Annotated in this window: 17 protein-coding genes; 4 read left to right on the forward strand and 13 right to left on the reverse strand. The window is 72.9% G+C overall.

Annotated features, from left to right (window positions below):
• Window positions 1-30 precede the first annotated feature (30 nt).
• From ACFY2B_RS09135 to ACFY2B_RS09185, 11 genes are all read right to left on the reverse strand, one after another.
• Window positions 31-1,401, reverse strand: coding sequence for a PP2C family serine/threonine-protein phosphatase (locus tag ACFY2B_RS09135; protein WP_390762502.1), 1,371 nt, complete (start codon window positions 1,399-1,401; stop codon window positions 31-33).
• Window positions 1,402-1,404: 3 nt separating this feature from the next.
• Entirely contained in the window at window positions 1,405-4,122 is a 2,718-nt protein-coding gene (locus tag ACFY2B_RS09140; protein WP_390762503.1) for a tetratricopeptide repeat protein, read from the reverse strand.
• The gene (locus ACFY2B_RS09145) at window positions 4,119-5,450 is read right to left on the reverse strand and encodes a hypothetical protein (protein WP_390762504.1); all 1,332 of its coding nucleotides are present in this window, start codon (window positions 5,448-5,450) and stop codon (window positions 4,119-4,121) included. Before ACFY2B_RS09145 ends, ACFY2B_RS09140 begins: the two co-directional genes overlap by 4 nt.
• A 94-nt stretch (window positions 5,451-5,544) precedes the next feature.
• On the reverse strand, window positions 5,545-6,588 hold the full coding sequence (locus ACFY2B_RS09150; RefSeq protein WP_390762505.1) for a glutamate ABC transporter substrate-binding protein: 1,044 nt from the start codon (window positions 6,586-6,588) through the stop codon (window positions 5,545-5,547).
• Window positions 6,589-6,602: 14 nt separating this feature from the next.
• On the reverse strand, window positions 6,603-8,045 hold the full coding sequence (locus tag ACFY2B_RS09155; protein ID WP_390762506.1) for a hypothetical protein: 1,443 nt from the start codon (window positions 8,043-8,045) through the stop codon (window positions 6,603-6,605).
• A 320-nt stretch (window positions 8,046-8,365) separates the two neighbouring features.
• Entirely contained in the window at window positions 8,366-9,361 is a 996-nt protein-coding gene (locus ACFY2B_RS09160) for an N-acetylglucosamine kinase (protein WP_390762507.1), read from the reverse strand.
• On the reverse strand, window positions 9,352-10,671 hold the full coding sequence (locus ACFY2B_RS09165) for a 6-phospho-beta-glucosidase (protein WP_390762508.1): 1,320 nt from the start codon (window positions 10,669-10,671) through the stop codon (window positions 9,352-9,354). Before ACFY2B_RS09165 ends, ACFY2B_RS09160 begins: the two co-directional genes overlap by 10 nt.
• A gap of 4 nt (window positions 10,672-10,675) precedes the next feature.
• Window positions 10,676-11,572 carry a carbohydrate ABC transporter permease gene (locus tag ACFY2B_RS09170; protein WP_390762509.1) on the reverse strand — a complete coding sequence of 299 codons (897 nt, stop codon included), beginning with the start codon at window positions 11,570-11,572 and terminating at the stop codon, window positions 10,676-10,678.
• Between the two features lies 1 nt (window position 11,573).
• Entirely contained in the window at window positions 11,574-12,515 is a 942-nt protein-coding gene (locus ACFY2B_RS09175; protein WP_390762510.1) for a carbohydrate ABC transporter permease, read from the reverse strand.
• Window positions 12,516-12,530: 15 nt separating this feature from the next.
• Complete coding sequence (locus ACFY2B_RS09180; RefSeq protein ID WP_390762511.1) at window positions 12,531-13,901, reverse strand: ABC transporter substrate-binding protein; 1,371 nt, start codon at window positions 13,899-13,901, stop codon at window positions 12,531-12,533.
• A 105-nt stretch (window positions 13,902-14,006) separates the two neighbouring features.
• Window positions 14,007-15,218 carry an ROK family transcriptional regulator gene (locus tag ACFY2B_RS09185; protein WP_390762512.1) on the reverse strand — a complete coding sequence of 404 codons (1,212 nt, stop codon included), beginning with the start codon at window positions 15,216-15,218 and terminating at the stop codon, window positions 14,007-14,009.
• Window positions 15,219-15,419: 201 nt separating this feature from the next.
• On the opposite strand from ACFY2B_RS09185, the gene ACFY2B_RS09190 reads away from it, so the two are divergent.
• Window positions 15,420-16,010: a hypothetical protein gene (locus ACFY2B_RS09190; protein WP_390762513.1), complete on the forward strand. Its 591-nt coding sequence runs from the start codon at window positions 15,420-15,422 to the stop codon at window positions 16,008-16,010.
• On the opposite strand, the gene ACFY2B_RS09195 is transcribed toward ACFY2B_RS09190, so the two are convergent.
• Window positions 16,000-16,620 carry a Uma2 family endonuclease gene (locus ACFY2B_RS09195; protein WP_390762514.1) on the reverse strand — a complete coding sequence of 207 codons (621 nt, stop codon included), beginning with the start codon at window positions 16,618-16,620 and terminating at the stop codon, window positions 16,000-16,002. The genes ACFY2B_RS09190 and ACFY2B_RS09195 overlap by 11 nt on opposite strands.
• Window positions 16,621-16,777: 157 nt before the next feature.
• Window positions 16,778-17,884: a mechanosensitive ion channel family protein gene (locus ACFY2B_RS09200; RefSeq protein ID WP_390762515.1), complete on the reverse strand. Its 1,107-nt coding sequence runs from the start codon at window positions 17,882-17,884 to the stop codon at window positions 16,778-16,780.
• A 365-nt stretch (window positions 17,885-18,249) separates the two neighbouring features.
• Here ACFY2B_RS09200 and ACFY2B_RS09205 point away from each other — a divergent pair, with 365 nt between their 5' ends.
• The 3 genes from ACFY2B_RS09205 (at window position 18,250) to malQ (ending at window position 21,860) form a co-directional block, all read left to right on the forward strand.
• Window positions 18,250-18,786, forward strand: a complete 537-nt coding sequence (locus ACFY2B_RS09205; RefSeq protein WP_390762516.1) for an HNH endonuclease — start codon at window positions 18,250-18,252, stop codon at window positions 18,784-18,786.
• 578 nt (window positions 18,787-19,364) lie between these two features.
• Window positions 19,365-19,685, forward strand: coding sequence for a hypothetical protein (locus ACFY2B_RS09210; RefSeq protein WP_390762517.1), 321 nt, complete (start codon window positions 19,365-19,367; stop codon window positions 19,683-19,685).
• Entirely contained in the window at window positions 19,686-21,860 is a 2,175-nt protein-coding gene (malQ, locus tag ACFY2B_RS09215; protein WP_390762518.1) for a 4-alpha-glucanotransferase, read from the forward strand. It begins immediately after the preceding gene.
• The last annotated feature ends 39 nt before the right edge of the window (window positions 21,861-21,899 follow it).

Below are 21,899 nucleotides of genomic sequence, written 5' to 3' on the forward strand. Positions count from 1 at the left end.
CGCCGGGGCCTCCCCGCGCCGTGCGGCCCCTCAGGCCGATCCTGCCCCCTGGGGCGGGGCTGGGAACGGCAGGACGGCCACTGTTACGTTGTCGTGGCCCCCTCCGTCCAGGGCGTGGCCGACCAGGACGCGGGCGGTGTGCAGCGGGCGCACGGCGGCGTCCGGGGGCATGGCCTCGGACATCTCCTCCGCCGTCTCCGCGTAGTTCCACAGACCGTCCGTGCACACCACGACCACGCCGGGCCGGTCCGGTTTGAACGCGGCGGTGTGCGGCTCCAGCTCGTAGGCGTCCGCGCCGAGCCAGCCGGTGATGGCGTGGGCGCGCTCGTCGGCGTACGCCTCCGCCTCGCTCATCAGGCCCGCCGCGACCATCTGCGCGGCCCACGAGTCGTCCTCGGTGAGCCGGGCGGGCGGGGCGGTGCGGTCCACCGGCACCCAGTAGACGCGGCTGTCGCCGACCCAGCCGACGACCAGCAGCCCGGAGGTGACCACGGCGCCGACGATGGTGCAGGCCGGGGCGTTCTGGTGCGGGGTGTGCTCACGGGCGCTCACCGGCTCGTCCGCCAGCGCGTTGACGGCGTGCGAGGCGGCGACGATCGCGTCGTGCATGGCCTGCTGCGGATGCGTGCCGCGCGGCAGGGCGGTCAGCAGCGTCTCACCGGCCGCCTGCGAGGCGGCGAGCGAGGCTTCGTCGGGCCGGGTGGCCGAGGACACGCCGTCGCAGACGATCGCGACCACCGTGGGCGTGCCGTCGGGCAGCGCGGTGTGGCCGACGGAGAAGGCGTCCTCGTTGCGGTGGTGGCGCAGCCCGCGGTCGCTGACCGCGGCGACCGGGCCCGACTCCCGCTCCATGTGATCGCGTTCGCGCGGCTGGGCGTGCCCGCAGTTCTCGCAGTAGCCGTCGTCGTCGACCCGGCCCGCCCGGCAGGCCACGCAGACCTGTGCGCCCTCCGCGGGTGCGACGGATCCGGCGGGCGCGACGGGGCCCGCGGATTCGGCGGATTCGGCGGCCACCCGCGGATCGGGCGCCTGGAGCGGATAATCCTCGGGCTCCCGCGGCCGGTCGAGCCGCACGCCCGGCGTCGGGCGTTCGTCGGCCGGTGCCGGTGCCGGTTCCGGCAGCGGGGAGCCGCCAGAGTCGGTGCCGGGAAGGTCCGTCGGCAGGTGCGCTGCCGAGGGTGTGCCGGAGCCGTCCGTCCCGGGGGCGAGGGGCCAGGGCACGCCCTCGCCCGCGGCGGTCCGACCCGAGCCGCTCATGGTGAGCGTCGGGTGGTCCTGCGGCGGGGCGGGCACCGCCGAAAGGTCGTAGCCGCACGCACCGCAGAAACGGTCGGTCGGCTCATACGGCTCCGCACAGCTCGGGCACTTCGACGGTGCGGCCTGCTGGGGCATCTGCGACATCAACTACACCCACGTCCGGGGGCGGTAACGGTTGGCCCGTTCCACCAGGTCGATCCTCTCCTCGCCGCCGGGCGCGAGCCGGGCCAGCGTGCGGTACGAGCGCTCCAGACCGAAGCGGAGGCCCCGCTCGTCCAGGCCGCTGCCGAGCAGCACCCGCCCGCCGACGGCGGACCGGGCGGAACCCTGGCCCCCGGAGAGTATCCAGTCCAGCGCACAGCCGAGTACCTCCGCCGACAACTGCTCGCGGCGCGCCGGGTCGAGACCGTAGGCGTCCAGAGCCTCCACCTGGCCCGCCGCGGCGGTCAGGTCCACCTCCAAGGCTACGTCCCCGGCGCCCGCCGTGCGTTGCCGCAGCCGGGCCCGGACGGCCGCCACGCGCGCCGCCGTGTAGTGGATGGACGACTCCGGCACCGACTCCAGCGTGCGCACCGCGCCGCCGCGGTCCGCGGCCGCGAGCTGGACGCGGGCCAGACCGAACGCGGCGCTCACACAGCTCGGATCGGTCGACCACACCAGGCGGTAGTACTCGGCGGCGTTGTCCAGCTGGCCGAGCACCTCCGCGCACAGGCCGAGCGCCAGCTTCGGCGCGGTCTCGCCCGGGAAGGCGTCGTACACCGCGTCGAAGGCCAGCGCGGCGTCCTCGAAGTCGCCGGTGACCAGCGCGGCCATGCCGCGGTACCACACCACCCGCCAGTCGTCGGGCCGTTCGTCCGTCAGCTCGGCCAGCGTCGCCAGTGCCGCCGTGCGGTCGCCGTTCTCCAGCAGGGCGCGGATCTGCCGCAGCCGGGTCTCCACGCTCTGCTGCGGCGCCGCGGCCAGCGCGCTGATCAGCTCGCCCGGCGCGGAGGCCAGCAGACCGGCCAGGAACCCGGCGTTGGGGTCGCCCGGGTCGACGTGCGGCACGGGCAGGGCCAGGGCGGCGGCGGGGGTGGCGACGGGGCGGACGATGCCGGGGGTGCCGGTGCTGCCGGTGTTGCCGGTGTTGCCGGTGGGGACGATGCCGCCACCGGTGCCGGGGCCGTTGGTGGCACCGACGCCGCCGGCGATGCCGTTCGTGGTGCCCGTACCGGCCGCGCTCGACATCACACCTGTGGCGGACACGCCCGGAGCGACGCCGGTGCCGAGAGCCGCCGGAGACCCCGGGGCGGCCGGGAGGGGCGTCGCCGCCGTCCTGCCCGCGGTCCTGCGGCCCCGCCACCCGGCCGGCGTCGCCCGCGCGCCCAGCCGCGACACGTCCCCGGTCAGCTTCGGGAACAATTCCGTGTCCGTGACCTTCGGTTCGGGTCCGAACAACGTCGACAGCGCGGGCCGCGCCCGGCCCGTCTGCAAGGACACCACCTCGCGCAGCACACCCATCAGCTGCTCGGCCATCTCCTGCGCGGAGGCGAACCGGCGGGCCGGGTCCGGGTCGGTGGCGCGTACCAGCAGCCGGTAGAAGGACTCGTACCGCCGGAAGACGTCGATGTGGTCGGGATCGGGCAGGGAGTCCACGAAGACGTTCGTGTAGCCCTGGAAGTCGAAGGTCAGAACGGCCAGCGTGCGGCCGACCGTGTACAGGTCGGAGGCGACCGAGGGGCCCGCCTCGGCGACCTCCGGGGCCTGGTAGCCCACTGTGCCGTAGATGGCCGACTCGTCGTCGTCCATCCGGCGTACCGCGCCCATGTCGATCAGCTTGAGCTGGTCCTCGGCCTGTATCGCGTTGTCGACCTTGAAGTCGCAGTACAGCAGGTTGCGGCTGTGCAGATGGCCGAGCGCCTCCAGGGCCTCGATGCCGTAGGCGCACGCCTGCTCCACCGGCAGCGGATCCCGTCTGCCCTCCGGCGTGCGGCGCGCGTTGGCGATCTCCTTCAGCGACTTGCCGCCGACGTACTCCATGACGATGTAGCCGTCGAGGGAGCCGGTGCGCTGGTCGAGGTGTTCCACGAAGTTGTAGATCCGCACGATGTTGGCGTGCTCGATCTCCGCCAGGAAGCGCCGCTCGGAGATCGCCGCCTCCATCGCGTCCTGGTCGCCCGTGTCGAGCAGGCCCTTGAGGACTACCCAGCGGTCGGAGACCGCGCGGTCCACCGCCAGATAGACCCAGCCCAGACCGCCGTGCGCCAGACAGCCCACGACCTCGTACTGGCCGTGCACCACGTCGCCCGTGCCCAGCTTGGGCACGAACGAGTACGGGTGCCCGCACTTGGTGCAGAAGCCCTCCGTGCGGCCCGGCCGCTCGCCGCGCGCCCGGCCCACCGGCGCCGCGCAGTCCGCCCGCGAACAGAACCGCTTGCGCTCGGGCACCTCGGGGTTCTCCAGTACCATCGCGCGCGGATCGGGCCGCGGCACCTGCGGCACTGTGACCAGCCCGGCCCCCAGCCGGCCGCGCCCCGACGACCCGGCGCCGGAACCGGAGCTGCGCACCGACACCGAAGGGCCGGCCGTCCGGCCCGACAGGGCGCGCGAGAGCCGTCCCGACACCGAGCGCCGCGACTTCGACGACTGCGACGACGTACGCGTACTGCGCCCGGACGAGCCGGACGAGCCGGACGAACCGGCGTGGCCCACGGTGGCCGGGTCACGGTGCTCGCGGGTGATCCCGGTGGGCGGCGAGCCGACCGTCCCCGTCGCCGAGACGACCGGCGCCAGACCGCAGGTGTCGCAGTACAGCTCGCCGTCGCCCACGTCCTCGTACGTGCCCTCGCAGGACGGTCGCTGACATGTCTGCCCCGGCTGACTCATGGCCGGCCACTCCCCCCTCGGTCCTGCGGACCGCCCTGCTCCGGCACCCGCGGCACGGCGAGTTGTTCGGCGGCGGCCCGCTGGTAGCGCAGCACCGCGTCCTCGGCGACGCGCAGGTCGCAAGGCGCGCTCCACAGCATGCGGCGCGCCGCGTCGTACCGCTCGACCAGCAGCGGATCCTCGGCCAGCCCGTGCCGGGCGACCTTCGCCTTGTACGCGTCGAGCCGGCCGCGCAGCTCCGCGCGGACCGCCAGCGGCGCGGTCACCGCGGTGAGCGAGTCGCGGGCGCGCAGCAGTTCGTCCTCCGCCTTCTGCTCCAGCGATTCGAGCAGCGGGGACAGCCGGTGCCACTGGGCCTGCCTGCGGTACTCGGCGGCCGTCACCAGCTGTTCCTGGAGCGCGGTCGGCGGCCCGCTGACCACCGGCACCTCCGACGCGGCGATCTTCGCGAGGACCTCGCCGCGTGCGGTGCGGGCCTCGGCGAGCGTGCGGTCCGCGCGGGAGAGCACGTCCCGCAGCTTGATCAGCCGTGCCTCGGCGTCCTGGCGCACCGTCAGCACGGCGTCGATCTCGCGGCGCACGTCCTCCAGGGCGCGCGCCTCCCGGTCGTAGACCGTGGTGTCCGGCCGGCCGCCGCCCGGCGCCGAACTGCCCGGCGCCGGAACCCAGTGGGCCAGCGGGTCGGAGACGACCTCCTCGCGCAGCCGGGTCAGCGTCCGGGTGATGCGCTCCAGGTCGTCGCCCGCCGGGTGCTCGCCCGGACGCACGCCGACCGAGTGCGCCAGCTTGCGGGTGCGCTGGAGCTCCGCGGACAGCAGGTCGATGCGGGCGGGCAGCGCCGACCAGACGGCGTCCGCGGCGACGACCATGTCCAGCGAGGACGCGTACAGCTCGTTCATCCGGTCCACGAGACCGGCCAGGGTGAAGCTCTGACTGAGCCGGCCGGGGCCCGCCAGGGCCGGCGCGTGCGCCGCCGCCGCGGCGCTGCCCGCCATCGTGACGGCCTCGCCGCGCAGCAGTCCGGTCAGCTCCACCAGGTCGTCGCGGCTGGACCAGCGCCGCCGGGCGCGGATCTCCCGGGCGGTGCGCAGGGTGGCCGCGTACGCGTCGAAATAGGCCCACAGCAGCGTGATCGACGCCTCCGCGGCCGTCCAGCGGTCCCTGGTCGTGCCGGTCAGTTCGGCGCCTTCGAGGAGTCTGCGGCCCGCGTGGTCCTGGAGGGCGAGCAGCGAGGTCTCGATCGCCTCGTGCTCCGCGGCGAGCCGTGCCAGCGCACGGTCCACCTCGTCCCGGTCCAGTACCGGCCCGGCGGGGTCCGCGACGCCCATCGATCACCTCTCGCTGCTGTGTGGTCCTGATCTCTGTTCGGGAGTGTTCGGTCGAAGATCTGCCCAAAGATCGCCCGGCCGATGCTCGGCCCGGTCAGCTCGTGCGCAGGTATTCGGGTGCCGGTGGCTTCGACGGCGCCGAGTCCGTTCCCAGTGTCGCCGACAGCCATTCCTCGTACGCCTTCTGCCAGCCGTCCGCGCGGTAGTCCCGCAGGACCTGATTGACCCGGCGTACCAGATCGTCGGCGTCGTCCTTCATCGCCACGCCGTAGTACTCGGTGGTGAACGGGGCGCCCTTCAGCTCGACCGTGGGGTCCTGGGCGGCCTGGCTCGCGGCGAGCGCGCCGTCGGTGATCACGGCGTCCACGTCGCCGAGTTGGAGCCGCACCAGGCAGTCGAGCTGGTTGGGCACGGTGACGGAGGTGTCCACGGACGACGGCAGCCGGCCCCCCTCCGTGTCCGCCTTCAGTTTGATGTACGCCGTCGAACCGGTCGCCGTGCAGATCCGCCGGTGCGCCAGCGAGTCGTCGTACCCGGTGATCGACGACGACTTCTGCGCCAGGACCTGCTGGCCGGTCTTGAAGTACGGGGCGGAGAAGGCGACTTCGGACAGCCGGGCGCAGGTGATGGTCATGGTGCGGACGACCAGGTCGACGTCCCCGTCCCGGACCGCGTCGATGCGCTTGTTGGTCGGGATGGCCTTGAACTGCACCGCGTTCGGGTTGCCGAGGATGTCCTCGGCGATCCGGTGCGCCAGGTCGATGTCGAAGCCCTCCAGCTCGGCGTTCTCGGCGTTCGGGTTGCGGTAGCCCCAGCGGTAGCTGTTCTGGTCGACGCCGACGATCAGCTTCCGCTTGTCGCCCCGGCGGGCCTTGATGGCGTCGATGGTGGGGCCGTCCGCGCCGGACGGCGGCAGCGTCTGCTTCTCCGGGGCCGTACAGGAGTCGTCCTGCGCCTGGCGGCCGGCGGCGACCCGCCCGGCGCCGGTGCCCTGCCCGTCGTCCGGAGTACCGGTCGACCGGGCCGGCGGCAGCAGGAGCACGGCGGCCAGCGCCAGCGCGCAGCCGGCCGCCATCGCGCCGACTCCGCCCCAGCCCCGCAGAGCGGCCGGACGACCGCGGTCCTCGTGTGCGTTCATCGTCGTGCCCCCTCTCACCGGTACTCCGAAAGCCGGCGCCCGATGCCGAGCACCGCGCCCGCCGCGCCCAGGACGGCGAGGACCGCGGCACCCTCGGGCAGCCCGGTCAGCGCGTCCAGGCCGCCGGCCGCCGCCCGCTCGAACTCGATCTGCTCGTGCGCGAGCGCCGTTCGCAGGTTGTCGTCCACGGTGTCGAAGTACTCACCGGTCGAGTTCTCGGTGCCGATCACCTGGTCGAGGGCCTGCTGGTAGTTGCCGTTCTCGTCCTCGGCGCGGGCCGAGGCGTGACGCTGCTTCCAGGCCGTCACGCTGCCCTTGGCCGCGGCCACCGGCGCGGTGCCCGTGGCGTCGTCGGCCAGCTTCCCCGCCTCGGCCAGGCCCCGGTCGAGGGCGGCCATGTCCTGGTCGAAGGCGTAGTAGTACGTGTCGACGGTCTGCTTGCCGACCTTGACGGTGTCGGCGCCGCGCGCCACCAGGCTCAGGTTCTCGTTGCCGCGGGCCTTCAAGGAGGCTATGCGCGCGTCGTGCAGGACGGTCAGGGAACGCACGCCGTGGTCGTTGGAGTCGTTGAGCCCGGCGCGGGCGACGGAGTGCCCGACGACCAGCCAGAGCAGGACGACCGCGGCGGTGCCGGTGGCGGTCACCAGGCCGTGGTTGAGGACGCGGTTGGTGCGCAGGTAGCTACGGCGCTGGGCCCAGCAGAGCGCGCCCAGGGCGAGGACGCCGAGACCGATCGCGGGCCACGGGTAGGCCGTCGCGTCCCCGTAGTCGTCGTTCAGCCGGGTGTTCTCCGTCCGGTACAGCTTCTCGGCCGCGGGCAGCATGTGGTCCTGCATCCTGCTGTTGGCCAGCCGCAGATAGGCGCCGCCCACCGGGTAGCCCAGCCGGTTGTAGACGCGGGCCCGCTCCACCAGGCCCTTGTACTCCGTCAGCAGCTTGCTGAGTTCGTCGATGACCCCCGTGGCGGGGGAGCCCGGTTCCGAGTTGGCCGCCGCCGTGACGAGTTTCCCGGACGCCTTGCGGATGCCGCTCTCGTACCGGTCGCGGGCGGCGCTGGTCTCCTGGCCGCCCGCGAGGAAGGCGCTGGAGGCCGCCGTGTTGGCGTCCGCGAGCGAGCTGTAGATGTCGGCGGCGTCCGCACTGAGCGGCTGGCTGCGGTACAGCACGTCGTGGGCTGCGGCCTCGCGGTCGGCGGTCTGCCAGGTGGTGACCGCGCCGAACGCGACGACCAGCAGCGCGAGGACGGCTCCGATGACGCGCAGCCGGCCCGGTTCCGTTCGCGCGCCGGCGCGCAACTCGGCCACGCCCGAGGCGAGGACGGTGCGCCACGCCGGTGCGGACGGGTCCACGGGCGGTGCGGGGGGCGCGGGGCGCGGCGGGACGGCGGGCATGGTGGGCAGGCCCCGGCCCGGCACCGGGCCCGGTGGCGCCGCGCTGCTCTCCGGTGGGTGTGTCACTCCGCCCTCCCCCAGGGTCGTCCGTCGCCGCCAAGTATCGCCGCCGGCACCGACATCCGCACCGGCCTTCACTGGATCTTGATCGGATCCCATCGGTTGCCTCCGGCGAGGGTGCCGGGTTCTTCACCACCCCTTGCCCGAGAACACGCGCCGGGAATCTGTTCGGTTCCCCCCGGAACCCGCCCCCGGACCCGGCTCCACCACCCCGCTCCGGGACCCGGCCCCACCGCCCTCACCCCGCGCCTCTCACCCCTCTCTCCCCTCTCTCCCCTCTCACCCCTCTCTTCTCGCCCGGCACCCTTCGCCCCTCGACCCGCGGTTCACGCCGTCTCGTCGGGGCCGGGTCGGGACTCCCAGTGGGAGCGTGCGCGCTGTTGGGCGCGCGGGCCCGCGCCCATCCGGTCCAGGCCCAGCAGCGCCGCCCCCAGCACCGGACGGGCCGTCACCACCCGGGCCACCGCCTTCGGCGCGCGGACCGCGAGCAAGGCCCGTACGCCGTCGTCGAGCTGGGCGTGCCCCGCGGCGAGGACACCGCCGCCGAGCAGCACCGGCACCTCCTCGTCCAGCAGGCCGAGCCGGGACAGGGCCACCGTCGCCATGGTCACGACCTCCTCGGCCAGCCGGTCGACGACCGAGCGGGCCACGGTGTCCCCCGCCGCGGCGGTCGCGAACAGCACCGGCGTCAGCTCGTGCCGCCGGCCGTACTCGATGTGTTCCAGGTGCAGGGCCTCGATCAGCGCGTACATGGAGTCCAGGCCGAAGTGGGCGGGCAGGGTCCGGGCCAGCCGGGTCGCCGTGCCGCGCCCGTCCTCTGCGCGGGCCGCGTACCACAGGGCCTCCTCGGCGAGCCCCCAGCCGCCGCCCCAGTCGCCGGAGATCCGGCCGATCGCCGGGAAGCGGGCGGTGCGGCCGTCGGGGTGCATGCCGACGCAGTTGATGCCCGCGCCGCAGACCACCGCGACGCCGCGCGGCTCGGCCACGCCCGCCCGCAGGATCGCGAAGGTGTCGTTGCGCACCTCCACCGTGCCACCCCACGCGCGCGCGTGCAGCGCGGCGGCCAACTGCTCCTCCTCCACGGGCAGATCGGCGTTGGCCAGGCACGCGGAGACGTGCGCGACGGAGGTGACGCCCGCGGCGGCGTACGCCCGTACGACCGCGTCGGCCACCGCGTCGACCGCCGTGCTGATGCCCACCGCGGGCGGCCGGAAGCCGCCGCCGCGGGCGGTGGCGAGGACGGTGCCGTCCGCGGCCACCACCGCGACGTCGGTCTTGCTGTTGCCCGCGTCGATGGCGAGGACACGTGCGGTCAGGCCCACGCGAGGTGCTCCCGGTTGTGCGCGATCAGTCGGTCGGTGAGGCGTTCGGCGTACTCGTACTGGCCGATCAGGGGGTGCGCCAGGAGCGCTCGGAACACCCGGTCCCGGCCGCCGCGGAGCGCCGCCTCCAAGGCCAGGTCCTCGTACGCCGTCACGTTCGCCACCAGCCCCGCGTACAGCGGGTCGAGCGGCGGCACCGGCAGTGGCACCGCGCCCTGCGGGCCGACCGCCGCCTGCACCTCGATCACGGCGTCGTCCGGCAGGAAGGGCAGCGTGCCCTGGTTGCGGGTGTTCACCACCTGGTACGGGCTGCCGCCCGCCCGTCGCCCGCCGTCACCCCCGGACGAGGAGCCCGCGGGCCCGCCGGAACGACCGCCCAGCAGCGCCGCCGCCAGGTCCACCGCGGCCTCCGAGTAGTACGCGCCGCCCCGCTTGGCGAGCAGCTCCGGCTTCTCGTCCAGGGCCGGGTCGCCGTACATCCGGAGCAACTGCCGTTCCATCTCGGCGACCTGCGCCGCCCGGGACGGCTTGCCGCCCAGTTCGCGCACCACCTCGTCGTGCGCGTAGAAGTACCGCAGGTAGTACGACGGGACCACGCCGAGCCGGTCCAGGAGCGGCCGGGGCAGGTGCAGATCGCCGGCGATGGCGTCCCCGTGCAGGGCGAGCAGCTTCGGCAGCACGTTCTCGCCCTCGGGACCGCCGAGGCGTACGCCCGTCTCCCAGGTGAGGTGGTTGAGGCCCACGTGGTCGAGGTGGACGTCCTGCGGGGCCACGTCGAGCAGGGCGGCGAACTTCCGCTGGAAGCCGATCGCCACGTTGCACAGCCCGACCGCCCGGTGCCCGGCCTGGAGCAGGGCGCGGGTGACGATGCCGACCGGGTTGGTGAAGTCGATGATCCAGGCGTCCGGGTTGGCCCGGCGGACCCGTTCGGCGATGTCGAGGACCACCGGCACCGTGCGCAGCGCCTTGGCGAGGCCGCCCGCGCCGGTGGTCTCCTGGCCGATGCAGCCGCACTCCAGGGGCCAGGTCTCGTCCTGCTGCCGGGTGGCCTGGCCGCCCACGCGCAACTGGAGCAGGACCGCGTCGGCGCCCTCGACGCCCGCGTCCAGGTCGGCGGTGGTGACGATCCGGCCGGGGTGCCCCTGCTTGGCGAAGATGCGCCGGGCGAGGCCGCCGACCAGCTCCAGGCGTTCGGCGGCGGGGTCCACCAGGACGAGTTCCCCGACGGGCAGGGAGTCCCTGAGCCGCGCGAATCCGTCGATGAGTTCGGGCGTGTAGGTCGAGCCTCCGCCGACCACGGTGAGTTTCATGGCATCAACCCTTTACTCCGGTGAGCGTGACACCCTCGACGAACGCCTTCTGGGCGAAGAAGAACACGAGGATCACGGGGGCCATGACCAGGACGGTCGCGGCCATGGTGAGATTCCAGTCGGTGTGGTGGGCGCCCTTGAAGGACTCCAGGCCGTAGCTCAGGGTCCAGGCGGCCGGGTTCTCGGACGCGTAGATCTGCGGGCCGAAGTAGTCGTTCCAGGCGTAGAAGAACTGGAACAGGGCGACGGCCGCGAGGCCCGGCCTCGCCATCGGCAGCACGACCTTCAGCAGCGTCCGCAGGTCGCCGCAGCCGTCCACCTTCGCCGCGTCCAGGTACTCGTTCGGGATGGTCATCAGGAACTGGCGCAGCAGGAAGATGGAGAACGCGTCGCCGAACGCCATCGGGATGATCAGCGGCCACAGGGTGCCGGACAGATCGAGCTGCTTCGCCCAGAACAGATACATCGGGATGATGACGACCTGCGGCGGCAGCATCATCATCGAGATCACCAGCATGAGTGACAGATTGCGCCCGCGGAAGCGGAACTTGGCGAGGGCGTACGCCACCGGGAGCGAGGAGACGACGGTCAGGACCGTGCCCAGACCGGCGTAGAGCAGGGTGTTCTTCCACCAGGTCAGGAAGCCGGGCGTGTCGAACACCCGGCGGTAGTTGCCCCATTCCCAGGTGTGCGGGATCAGGTCCCGGCCGAGCGCCTGGCTGTCGCTCATCAGGGACGTCAGCAGGACGAAGACGAAGGGCAGGGTGAAGAACAGCGCGGCGGCCACCCCGAGGGCGTGGACGGCGATCCACTCCAGGAGCGCCCGGCGCCGCGCGGTCCGCTGTGCGGGGGAGCGGGCGGGCGCGGGCAGCCGCACCGGTTCGTCCAGTACCTGGGCCATCTCAGTCACCTGCCTGGATGAGACCGCCCCGGCGCCGCATCAGGAACGCGGTGAACGCCATCGACAGGGCGAAGAGGACGAGGGCGACGACGCACGCCGAGCCGTAGTCGAAGCGCTGGAAACCGAGGTTGTAGACCAGCTGGGGGAGGGTGAGCGTGGACTTCTCCGGATACCCGGGCTCGAACTGCGTGCCCGCGCCCTGGATCACCCCCGAGGCGACCTTCCCGGCGATCAGCGGCTGCGTGTAGTACTGCATGGTCTGGATCACTCCGGTGACCACGGCGAACATGACGATCGGGGAGATGTTCGGCAGCGTGACGTACCGGAAGCGCTGCCACGCCGAGGCACCGTCCAGCTCCGCCGCCTCGTACTGCTCCGCCGGTACGTCGAGCAGCGCGGCCATGAAGATGACCATCAGGTCGCCGACCCCCCACAGCGCCAGCAGGGTCAGCGCCGGCTTCGACCAGGAGGGGTCGTTGAACCAGCCGGGAGCCGGCAGCCCGACCTGCTCCAGAGCTGAGTTCACCGGCCCCGTACCCGGGTTGAGGAGAAAGGCGAAGGCCATTGTCGCGGCCACCGGCGGGGCGAGGTAGGGCAGGTAGAACAGCGTGCGGAAGACGCCGGTGCCCGTTCTGATCCTGGTGATGAGCATCCCCACGCCGAGTCCGAAGACGACCCGGAGGGTGACCGCCACGAGCACCAGCCACAGGGTGTTGCGCAGCGCGGGCCAGAAGAGGGGGTAGTGCCCGAAGACGTAGGTCCAGTTCTTCGTGCCGCTCCACGTCGGCGGCCGGAAGCCGTCGTAGTGCATGAACGAGAAGTAGACCGTCGAGATCAGCGGGTACGCGAAGAAGACCGCGAAGCCGATCAGCCAGGGCGACATGAACGCGACCGTGCGCAGCGCCGCCCGGCGGCGCTTCGACGCGAGGGTGACGGTGCTCATCTCCGTGGCCCCGGGCTACTTCGCCTGCGCGATGTCCGTGTCGATCTGCGCGGCCGTCTTCTTGAGACCCGCCTTCAGATCGGTGACCTTGCCGCTCTCGTAGTCGTAACCGAACTGCTGGATGGTCACCAGGTAGGTGCCGCCGTCGACCGACGCGGGGGCCGTGGTGGAGTTCGGGTTCGCCGCGATCTCCAGGAACGTCTTGAACCGCGGGTCGTACTTCAGCTTCGGCGACTTGAGGGCGGCCAGCGTGGAGGGCACGTTGTGGATGGCGTTGGCGAAGCCCACCACCGCGTTCGTGTCGGTGCTCATGTACTTCACCAGTTCCCAGGCCGCGTTCTGCTTCTTGCTGGTGGCGGCGATGCCCGCGATGGTGCCGGTGATGTAGCCCTTGCCGTACTGGTCCGCCTGTTCGTCGGGCACCGGCATCGGCGCCACGCCGATCTCGAAGCCCGGCTGCGCCATCTCGGCCATGCCGAGCCGCCACTCGCCGTCCAGCTGCATGGCCACCTGACCGGTGTGGAAGGGGTGGTTGATGCCCCACTCGTCGCCGAGCGTGGCGCGGAACTTCTCCAGCTTCTGATATCCGCCGAGTTCGTCCACGAGCTGCTTCTGGCGGGTGAACCCGGCCTCGAAAGCGGGGTCCTTGGCCACGTCCGACGTGCCGTCGGGGGCGAAATACGTCGGTGAGTACTGCGCGAAGTAGTGCTCGGTGGTGGATTCCCAGCCGTGGTAGTTCGGCATGAATCCGAGCTGTTGGTAGCTGTCGCCCTTCTTGATCGTCAGTTTCTTCGCGTCCGCCACGAACTCGCTCCAGGTCTTCGGCGGTCCGGCGATGCCCGCCTTCTCGAACTCCTTCTTGTTGTAGTAGAGCCCGTAGGCGTCGCCCAGCAGCGGCACCGAGCAGCGGTCGCCGCCGAACTGGGTGTACTCGTTCATCGCCTTCGGGAACGTCGCCGCGGGATCGATGCCCGACTTCTTGAAGAACGGGTTCAGATCGACCAGCGCGCCGGAGGAGCAGAACTTGCCCACGCTGTTGGTGGTGAAGGAGGAGATCACGTCGGGCGCGTTGGTGCCGCCGGTGCGCAGCGCCTGGTTCATCTTGTCGTCGGTCATGTTGCCGACGACCTTGACGTGGAGGGTGGGGTGGGCCTTCTCGAAGCCCGCGATCAGCGACTTGACCGCCTGCACCTCGCTCGGCGCGCTCCAGGCGTGCCAGAAGGTGATGGTCGTCTCCTTGGACGGGTCGTCGTCGGCACCCGGGCCGCCCGACTGGCCGGTGCAGGCCGTGGTGAGCAGAGCCAGCGAGGCGGTGAGGGCGAAAGCCGTCTTTCGGACCACTCCGGGTGCCGGCGTTCGGACCACTCCGGGTATGGCGTGGGGCATGGCGGTGTCTCCCTAGGGCGGCGGTGCGGTGCGGGACGGGGGCCGTGCGGTGCGGGGGCGGTGCGGTGCGGGAATGGGGGCGTGGGAAGGAAGTGCGGGGCCGGCTCAGCGTGAGGTGTCGAAGACCTCGTCGCGGGTGGTGGCGAGCGCGCTCTCCAACGCGCCGCGCAGCACGGGGTGTTCTAGCACCTCGCCGACGACGAGGCGCGGGCGGGGCGCGGCCAGTTCCTCCAGTTCGGCCTGGACGAGGGCGCGCAGCACCTCGCCGCCCGCGGTGAGGGCGGTGCCGCTGAGGACGACGAGTTCGGGGTCGAGGACGGCGACGAGCGAGGCGAGACCGGTGGCCAGCCGGGTGGCGTACGTCCGCAGCAGCTCCTGTTGGGGGCCGCCGCCGTGGTCGGCGGCGCGGCCCACGAGCGTGGCCGCCGCCTCGGCGTACGGTCCGCCCGGCACGTCCTGGATGCCCAGCTCCCGGGCCAGCCGGGGCAGCGCCTGGGAGCCGGCGAGTTCCTGGTAGCCGCCGCTGTTGGCCTTGGCCACCTGGCGCACCAGCGGCGTGCCCGGCACCGGCAGGAAGCCGACCTCGCCGGCGCCGCCGGTCCAGCCGCGGTGCAGTCTGCCGCCCAGGACCAGGGCGGCGCCCAGGCCCTCCTGGTTCCACAGCAGTACGAAGTCGCCGTGTCCGCGGGCCGCGCCGAGCCGCTGCTCGGCGATGGCGACGAGGTTGACGTCGTTCTCGTACTCGACCGGCATCGGCAGCGCCGCGGCGAGTTCGTCGAGCAGCGCCGGGGCGTGCCAGCCGGGCAGGTGGGAGGCGTAGCGCAGCCGGCCGGTGCCCGGGTCGAAGGCGCCGGGGGTGCCGATGACGAGGCGGTGCAGGTCGCCCCGGGCCAGCCCGGCGGCCTTCACCGCGCCGTCCAGGGCGTCGGTCACCTGCCGTACGACGGGCTGTGCGGGACGCCGGCCGGGGGTGGGCAGTTCGTACTCGCCGACGGTGCGGCCGGTGATGTCGGCGACGGCGGCGCGGATGCGGCCGGGGGTGACGTCGAGCCCGGCGGCGTGCGCTGCGGTCGGGTTGACCGCGTAGAGCTGGGCGTTGGGGCCCGGACGGCCCTCGCTGGTGCCGGTGGCCAGCACCAGCCCGGCCGCCTCCAGACGGGCGAGCAGCTGGGAGGCGGTCGGCTTGGACAGGCCGGTGAGCTTGCCGATCCGGGTGCGGGACAGCGGCCCGTGCGCCAGCAGCAGGTCCAGCGCCGCACGGTCGTTCATGGCGCGCAGGACGCGGGGGGTGCCCGGCGTGCCGGCGGATCCTGCCATCAGTGATCGACACCTGCCCTTCCAGCTGACCAGCCTCTCAGTGGCCCTGGTGGCACGTCCACCCATGATCACTGTTAGGAAAGTTTCCTGTTGGCTGGAAAACGTAAGCTGCCGCGCGGGGGGCGTCAAGAGCGAGTTCAGGCGGCAATCCAGTCGTTACCTGCGGGATCCGGCTGGAGCGGGGTGATCGGTGGGGGACGGGTGACACTGCGGGGCGGGCTGCTGGTGCGGCTCTGGGGGACGGCGCTTGCGGAGGTCGTGCCGTTGATGGTGCTCACGGGTCTGTCCGACGCCGTCCACGACGGTCTCTCCTGGGCGGCGCTCGCGGATGTCGCCCTGGCCCCGCCCCTCTGGGGCGCCCTCGCCCTCGTCCGGGCCGGGTGCGCGGTGCTCTCCCTGGTGTGCAGGGCGCGTGGCACGGGGATCGCGGTGACCACGGACGCGTTGGCGGCGACCCAGGTGCGCAGGCTCGCCGCGTCGCCGGACGACTGGGCGCGGGTCCGGGCCCGGCTGGGCACCGCGGACCGGGCGTCCCACCACGTCGGCGGGGGCGATCAGCTCCATTTCCGCTGGCGGCCGTTTCGCGCCCGGCGGACCGTACAGGCTCAGTTGTCCTACGACGAGGCCGCGCGGCACCTGCGGATCGAGGTCCGGGCGATGGACACCCTGCGGGCCGCGGCCGGTCTGGACAAGGGCGGCGCCTTCATCGCCCTGTGCCAGGTGGCGCGGTGCGCGCGGCCGACCGGTTGTGGCGCGCTCGGTGAGAAGGGTGCGGAAGGGGTCAGTCCGTGAGGAAGGCGGTGGTGTCCAGGGCGGGGTAGGGGGCGGGGAGGGGAAGGGGGAGGCCCAGGTCGACCTTGTCCTCATTGCGGTAATGGGCCTTGGCCGGATCCCCGCCGGGGCGGACAGGGCCGGTGTAGCAGTGAGCCGTGGTCGTGTCGCGATTGATCAGGACGTAGACCGGAACACCCACGGCGGCGTAGGCACGCAGCTTGGGACTGGTGTCCGCCCAGTGGTTGCTCGACGTCACCTCGCCGACGAGCGCGAGCATGTCCATGGGGTACCAGCCCTTGTGGGCCCTACGGTACGACTCGTCGAGTTCGGAGGCTTTGCGTCGCCGCACATAGAAATCCGGGATGAGCAGCGCCATCGTGTTGCCATCGTGGTGTGCGGCGCGATAGCCGTTGCCCATGCCCACGAGTTCGAATCCGGCCGTACGGAGCTGATAGCACAGCTCGAAAGCGCCGTGGTTGTGGTTGTCGTTCGGCTGCGGCGGCACGATGACCGTCCCCTCGACGTACTCCGGTCGAATCGGCGCCCGCGACGCCTCTTCGATCGTGCTCAACAGGTCGATGGGGTCCACCTGCGTCATCACCGGCTCCATGATTGGTTCGGCGCTCATCGCTGGTTCTCCTTGCCGCGCTGCTGTCAGGCTAAGCCCGCGCCGGGTGCCCCGGCACAACAATGGACGGCCCGGTCGGCGTGCGGTACCAGATACAGCGGGCGCCGTCACTCGAACGAGTGTGCCGAATCGATCCGTCGCCGACCGCCCCGCTCCGTCACTTCGTCGGCGGCCGCTGGGGTGCGATCGGGGCCGCCGCCTCCGCCTGCGGGGACGCCGAGTTGCTGAACGCCGACGGGGCCGCGACCGACGCCGTTGGGTCGGCCGCCTCGGCGTCCACCGCCGGAGCCTCCCCGCCGACGATGCGGATGTCCGCCGCGTCGAAGGCCCGCTTGATGCGCCAGCGCAGCTCGCGCTCCACGGACAGGGACTTGCCCGGCATCGTCCTGGCGGACACGCGGACCACCATCGAGTCGATCAGGACGCTGTCCAGGCCGAGCACCTCGACCGGGCCCCAGAGCAGTTCGTTCCAGGGCTCCTCCTTGCTCATCCGCTCGGCCACCGCGTCGAGGGTGGCCCGCACCCGGTCCAGGTCCTCGCTGGGGCGCACCGTCACGTCCACACCGGCTGTCGCCCAGCCCTGGGAGAGGTTGCCGATGCGCTTGACCTCGCCGTTGCGGATGTACCAGATCTCGCCGTCGCCGCCGCGCAGCTTGGTCACCCGCAGGCCGACCTCGACCACCTCGCCGGTGGCGACGCCCGCGTCGATCTGGTCGCCGACGCCGTACTGGTCCTCCAGGATCATGAAGACACCGGAGAGGAAGTCCGTGACCAGGTTCCGGGCGCCGAAACCGATCGCCACGCCCGCCACACCGGCCGACGCGAGGAGCGGGGCCAGATTGATCTGGAAGGTGGACAGCACCATCAGCGCCGCCGTGCCGAGGATCAGGAACGAGGCGACCGACCTGAGCACCGAGCCGATCGCCTGCGAGCGCTGCCGACGGCGCTCGGCGTTGACCAGCAGCCCGCCCAGCGCCGTGCCGTCGACCGCCTGGACGGTCCGGGTCATCCGGTCTATCAGCTTGGTGATCGCCCGCCGCACCAGCACTCTCAGCACCGCCGCGATCACCAGGATCAGCAGGACCCGGAGCCCGATGGCGAGCCACGTCGACCAGTTCTGCTCGACCCAGCTGGCGGCGCCCACCGCACTCTCGTGGGCGTCCTGGAGCGTGGGCAGCGTCGGGACCGTCGACTGCGACGGGGACGGGGACGGGGACGGGGGCAGTGACGAGGTGGCGGTCGTCACGGCGGCGGACAGGGACACGGCGGGTACCTCCAGGCGCAGCGGTCTGCCTCCGGCACAGCGGTCATGGTCGGCAGGGCGTCATGGTCGTCGGCGACGCCGGGGTGCGTGTGGCGTCGGGGTGGGCGAGATCACTGAACTGTCACCGGACGGGCAGAACCAACACACTAACGGGGCATTGTGTGTGCGCTGTGCGGCGAGCGCGGGAGAGGCCCGGGTCACGCGGGCTTGAACAGGCCGTGATCCGGGGGATGAATCCAGGTGTGGTCGAAAACACTCCCAGCCCGTTACCGGGACATGGTGGCGCTTCCACCAGGCATGAGGGGAGACTGACTGCAGATCGTCCCGGCGCGAGCCACGCGTCGCCGGCGTACAAGGAGGCATCCGTGCCGCATGTCCTGGTCCTCAACGCGTCGTACGAGCCGCTCGGCGTCGTACCGCTCCGCCGCGCGCTCGTCCTCGTCCTGGAGAACAAGGCAGTCGCCTTGGAGGAATCGGGCGCCTTCATGCACAGCGCAACCGTCACACTCCCCGCACCTAGCGTGGTCCGGCTCAAGCGATTCGTTCGGGTTCCCTACCGGGGGCCCGTTCCTCTGACCCGACGGGCACTCTTCGCCCGGGACGGGGGCCGGTGCATGTACTGCGGTGGCGTCGCAACCAGCGTCGACCACGTCATCCCGCGCAGCCGCGGGGGCAAGCACGTCTGGGACAATGTGGTGGCCTCCTGCCGCCGCTGCAACCACGTGAAGGCCGACCGACACCTCTTCGAGATCGGCTGGCGGCTGCGCCACAAACCGGCCCCGCCCACCGGCCTTGCCTGGCGCATCATCGGCACCGGCCATAGGGACCCGCGCTGGCTGCCCTACTTGCAGCCGTACGGCGCGGAGGACGCCATGGCCCGGATCGACGGCATTTCCGCCTGACGATCCGGGCCTTCGCACACCCCGTGGCCACCCCCGGCCACGGGGCACTGCACGCTGCCCCGCCGGGTGGGGCCAAGCCCCCTTGAGGGGCGCGGGGAACTGTGCGCTCAGCCGTACCCCACCCGCACGCACGGACGCTCCGGATCCCGCACGGCGAGTGGGCCCCACCCCGGGCGCCTTTGTCCCCCGGGTGGGGCCAAGCCCCCTCAGGGGGCGCGGGGAACTGCGCGCTCAGCCGCACCTCACCCGCACGCACGGACGCTCCGGATCCCGCACGGCGAGTGGGCCCCACCCCGGGCGCCTTTGTCCCCCGGGTGGGGCCAAGCCCCCTCAGGGGGCGCGGGGAACTGCGCGCTCAGCCACACCCCACCCGCACGCACGGACGCTCCCGAGCCCCCACGGCGCGGCGTGCCCAAGCCCACCCCACCCGCACGCACGGACGATCCCGAGCCCCCACGGCGAGTGGGCCGCCCCCACCCCTCGGAGAGGCGAGTGCGACCGTCCCGACTGGGTAGGGCTGCCGTTATCCGCAGAACGCTATCGTCGGAATCCGTCGTTACCCGACAAAGGAGACCACCGTGCCCGCACCGGCTCATCTCTCGTTTCCGGCCCAGCACAAACCGGGTCACAAACCCGGTCACAAGGCCGGTCACGAACCCGTCCGCACACCCGGGTACGAACCCGGACCGGTGCCGCCCACCGACCCCGAGAACACCCACCACTGCGTGTTCAGCGCGGAGGGCGCACACGTCGAGATTCCGCTGACCAGCGAACCACCGCTGCCCGACGCCGAGCCCCTGACCAGCGAGCCGCCGCTGACCGACCTGGCCCCGCTGACCAGCGGGTCCGACGCGGCCGAGGACCCCATCGGTGCGGACATGCTCACTCCGGGACGGTAGGTGACCGCGCCCGGGCCGGCCGCCGCCCCCGACGAGGAGCTGCGCCGGCTCGCCGAGCTGCACGGCGTCGCCACCTCCTACCGCCCCGCCCCGGACCGTACGGTGGCCGCCTCCACCGCCGCCGTGGTGGCCGCCCTGGCCGCGCTGGACGTCGCCGCCGACACCCCGCAGGAGGTCCGCGCCGCGCTCGCCGCCCGCGAGCGTGAACTGCGCGAACGGCTCCTGCCGCCCACGATGGTGCACTGGACCACCACCACGAGCCCGCCCGGCACCGCGCCGCCCGGCACCAGGCCGTCCGGCACCGCGAGCCCGCTCGGCACCCTGCCGCCCGGCACCCGGCTGCGCGTCGACACCGAACAGGGCGAGCGCCGCGCCACCGCCGACCGGCTCCCGGCCGGGGTCCACCGGGTGACGGCCACCGCCCCGGACGGCCGTACCGCCGAGAGCCATCTGATCGTCGCCCCCGACCGGCTGCCCATTCCCGCCGGACGCTCGTACGGACTCCTCGTCCAGCTCTATTCGCTGCTGTCCGGGCGGTCCTGGGGCATGGGCGACCTCGGGGACCTCAGCGAGCTGGCCGGCTGGGCGGCCCGTACTGCCGGTGCCGGATTCGTGCAGGTCAACCCGTTACACGCGGCCGTACCCGGCACGCCGACCGACCCCTCCCCGTACCGGCCGTCCTCCCGCCGCTTCCCCGATCCGGTGCATCTGCGGGTGGCGGACGTGCCCGAGTTCGCCCAGGTCGAGGACCGCGCACAGGCCGTCGGCCTCCTGGACCGGGCCGCCCGGCTGCGCGCCGACGTGCTCGACGAGGGCGCGCTCATCGACCGGGACGCGGTGTGGGAACTCAAGCGGGAGGCGCTGGAACTGGTCCGGCAGGTGCCCCTCGCACCGGACCGGCGGGCCGGCCTCGCCCGCTTCCGCACCCAGGAGGGCCAGGCGCTGGAGGACCACGCCACCTGGTGCGCGCTCGCCGAGCTGCACGGCTCCGACTGGCACACCTGGCCGCCGGAGCTGCGCGATCCGCGCTCGCCCGGCACCGCCAGGGCCCGCACCGAGCTGACGGACCGGGTGGACTTCCACTCCTGGCTGGCCTGGCTCACCGACACCCAGCTCGGCGCCGCCCAGCGCACCGCGCGCGAGGCGGGCATGCCGGTCGGGATCGTGCACGACCTCGCCGTCGGCGTGCACCCCCGGGGCGCCGACGCCTGGGCCCAGCAGGAGTTCTTCGCCGCCGGGATGTCGGTGGGCGCCCCGCCGGACGCCTTCAACGCCCTCGGCCAGGACTGGGGCCTGCCGCCCTGGCGCCCCGACCGCCTCGCGGCCCGCGGCCACGCCCCCTACCGGCAGCTCCTGCGCGCCCTCTTCCGCTACGCGGGCGCGGTCCGCATCGACCACGTCATGGGTCTGTTCCGGCTGTGGTGGGTGCCCCAGGGGCAGCCGCCGACGGCGGGTACGTACGTCCGTCACGACGCCGAGGCCATGCTCGCGCTCCTCGCCCTGGAGGCGTCCCGGGCCGGTGCCGTGGTGATCGGCGAGGACCTCGGCACCGTGGAGCCGGGCGTCCGCGAGACCCTGCGGCGCCACGGGGTGCTCGGGACGTCGGTGCTGTGGTTCGAACGGGACTGGACGGGTGACGGCCTTCCTCTTCCGCCCGACCGCTGGCGTGCCGACTGCCTGGCCACCGCCACCACCCACGACCTGCCGCCCACGGCCGCCCGGCTCACCGGCGAGCACGTCGACCTGCGCGACCGCCTCGGCCTGCTCACCCACCCGGTGGCCGAGGAGCGCGCGGCAGCCGCCGCGGACGCGGAGGAATGGCTGGACCTGCTCACCCGCCTCGGACTGCTCCGGCCGCCGGCCGGTGACGGCTCGCGGACCGGTGACGGTTCGCAGACCGGTGACGGTTCGCAGACCGGCTCGCAGGCCGCCGAAGAGGCCCGGATCCAGGCGGTCCACCGCTTCCTGCTGCGCACCCCGGCCCGCCTGGTGGGCGTGTGGCTGCCGGACGGCATCGGCGACCGCCGCCCGCAGAACGTGCCGGGCACCTGGGACCAGTACCCGAACTGGCGCCTGCCCATCGCCGACGCCCAGGGCCGCCCGGTGACCCTGGAGGAGCTGACCGCCGCGCCCCGGGTGCACGCGCTGCTGGAAACCCTGCGCACGGCGGGATGAGCCGGGACCGGGGCCCTTCCGCCGCCTGCCGACGGCGCG

It is taken from the genome of Streptomyces sp. NPDC001270 (assembly GCF_042896695.1).
Classification (GTDB): domain Bacteria; phylum Actinomycetota; class Actinomycetes; order Streptomycetales; family Streptomycetaceae; genus Streptomyces.

Bases quoted from the DNA above. Each gene is read 5' to 3' on its own strand.
- ACFY2B_RS09185 (WP_390762512.1), bottom strand. From the start codon at position 15,218: ATGGCAGGATCCGCCGGCACGCCGGGCACCCCCCGCGTCCTGCGCGCC.
- ACFY2B_RS09165 (WP_390762508.1), bottom strand. From the start codon at position 10,671: ATGAAACTCACCGTGGTCGGCGGAGGCTCGACCTACACGCCCGAACTC.
- ACFY2B_RS09180 (WP_390762511.1), bottom strand. From the start codon at position 13,901: ATGCCCCACGCCATACCCGGAGTGGTCCGAACGCCGGCACCCGGAGTG.
- ACFY2B_RS09145 (WP_390762504.1), bottom strand. From the start codon at position 5,450: ATGGGCGTCGCGGACCCCGCCGGGCCGGTACTGGACCGGGACGAGGTG.
- ACFY2B_RS09170 (WP_390762509.1), bottom strand. From the start codon at position 11,572: ATGGCCCAGGTACTGGACGAACCGGTGCGGCTGCCCGCGCCCGCCCGC.
- ACFY2B_RS09135 (WP_390762502.1), bottom strand. From the start codon at position 1,401: ATGTCGCAGATGCCCCAGCAGGCCGCACCGTCGAAGTGCCCGAGCTGT.
- ACFY2B_RS09140 (WP_390762503.1), bottom strand. From the start codon at position 4,122: ATGAGTCAGCCGGGGCAGACATGTCAGCGACCGTCCTGCGAGGGCACG.
- ACFY2B_RS09150 (WP_390762505.1), bottom strand. From the start codon at position 6,588: ATGAACGCACACGAGGACCGCGGTCGTCCGGCCGCTCTGCGGGGCTGG.
- ACFY2B_RS09175 (WP_390762510.1), bottom strand. From the start codon at position 12,515: ATGAGCACCGTCACCCTCGCGTCGAAGCGCCGCCGGGCGGCGCTGCGC.
- ACFY2B_RS09195 (WP_390762514.1), bottom strand. From the start codon at position 16,620: ATGAGCGCCGAACCAATCATGGAGCCGGTGATGACGCAGGTGGACCCC.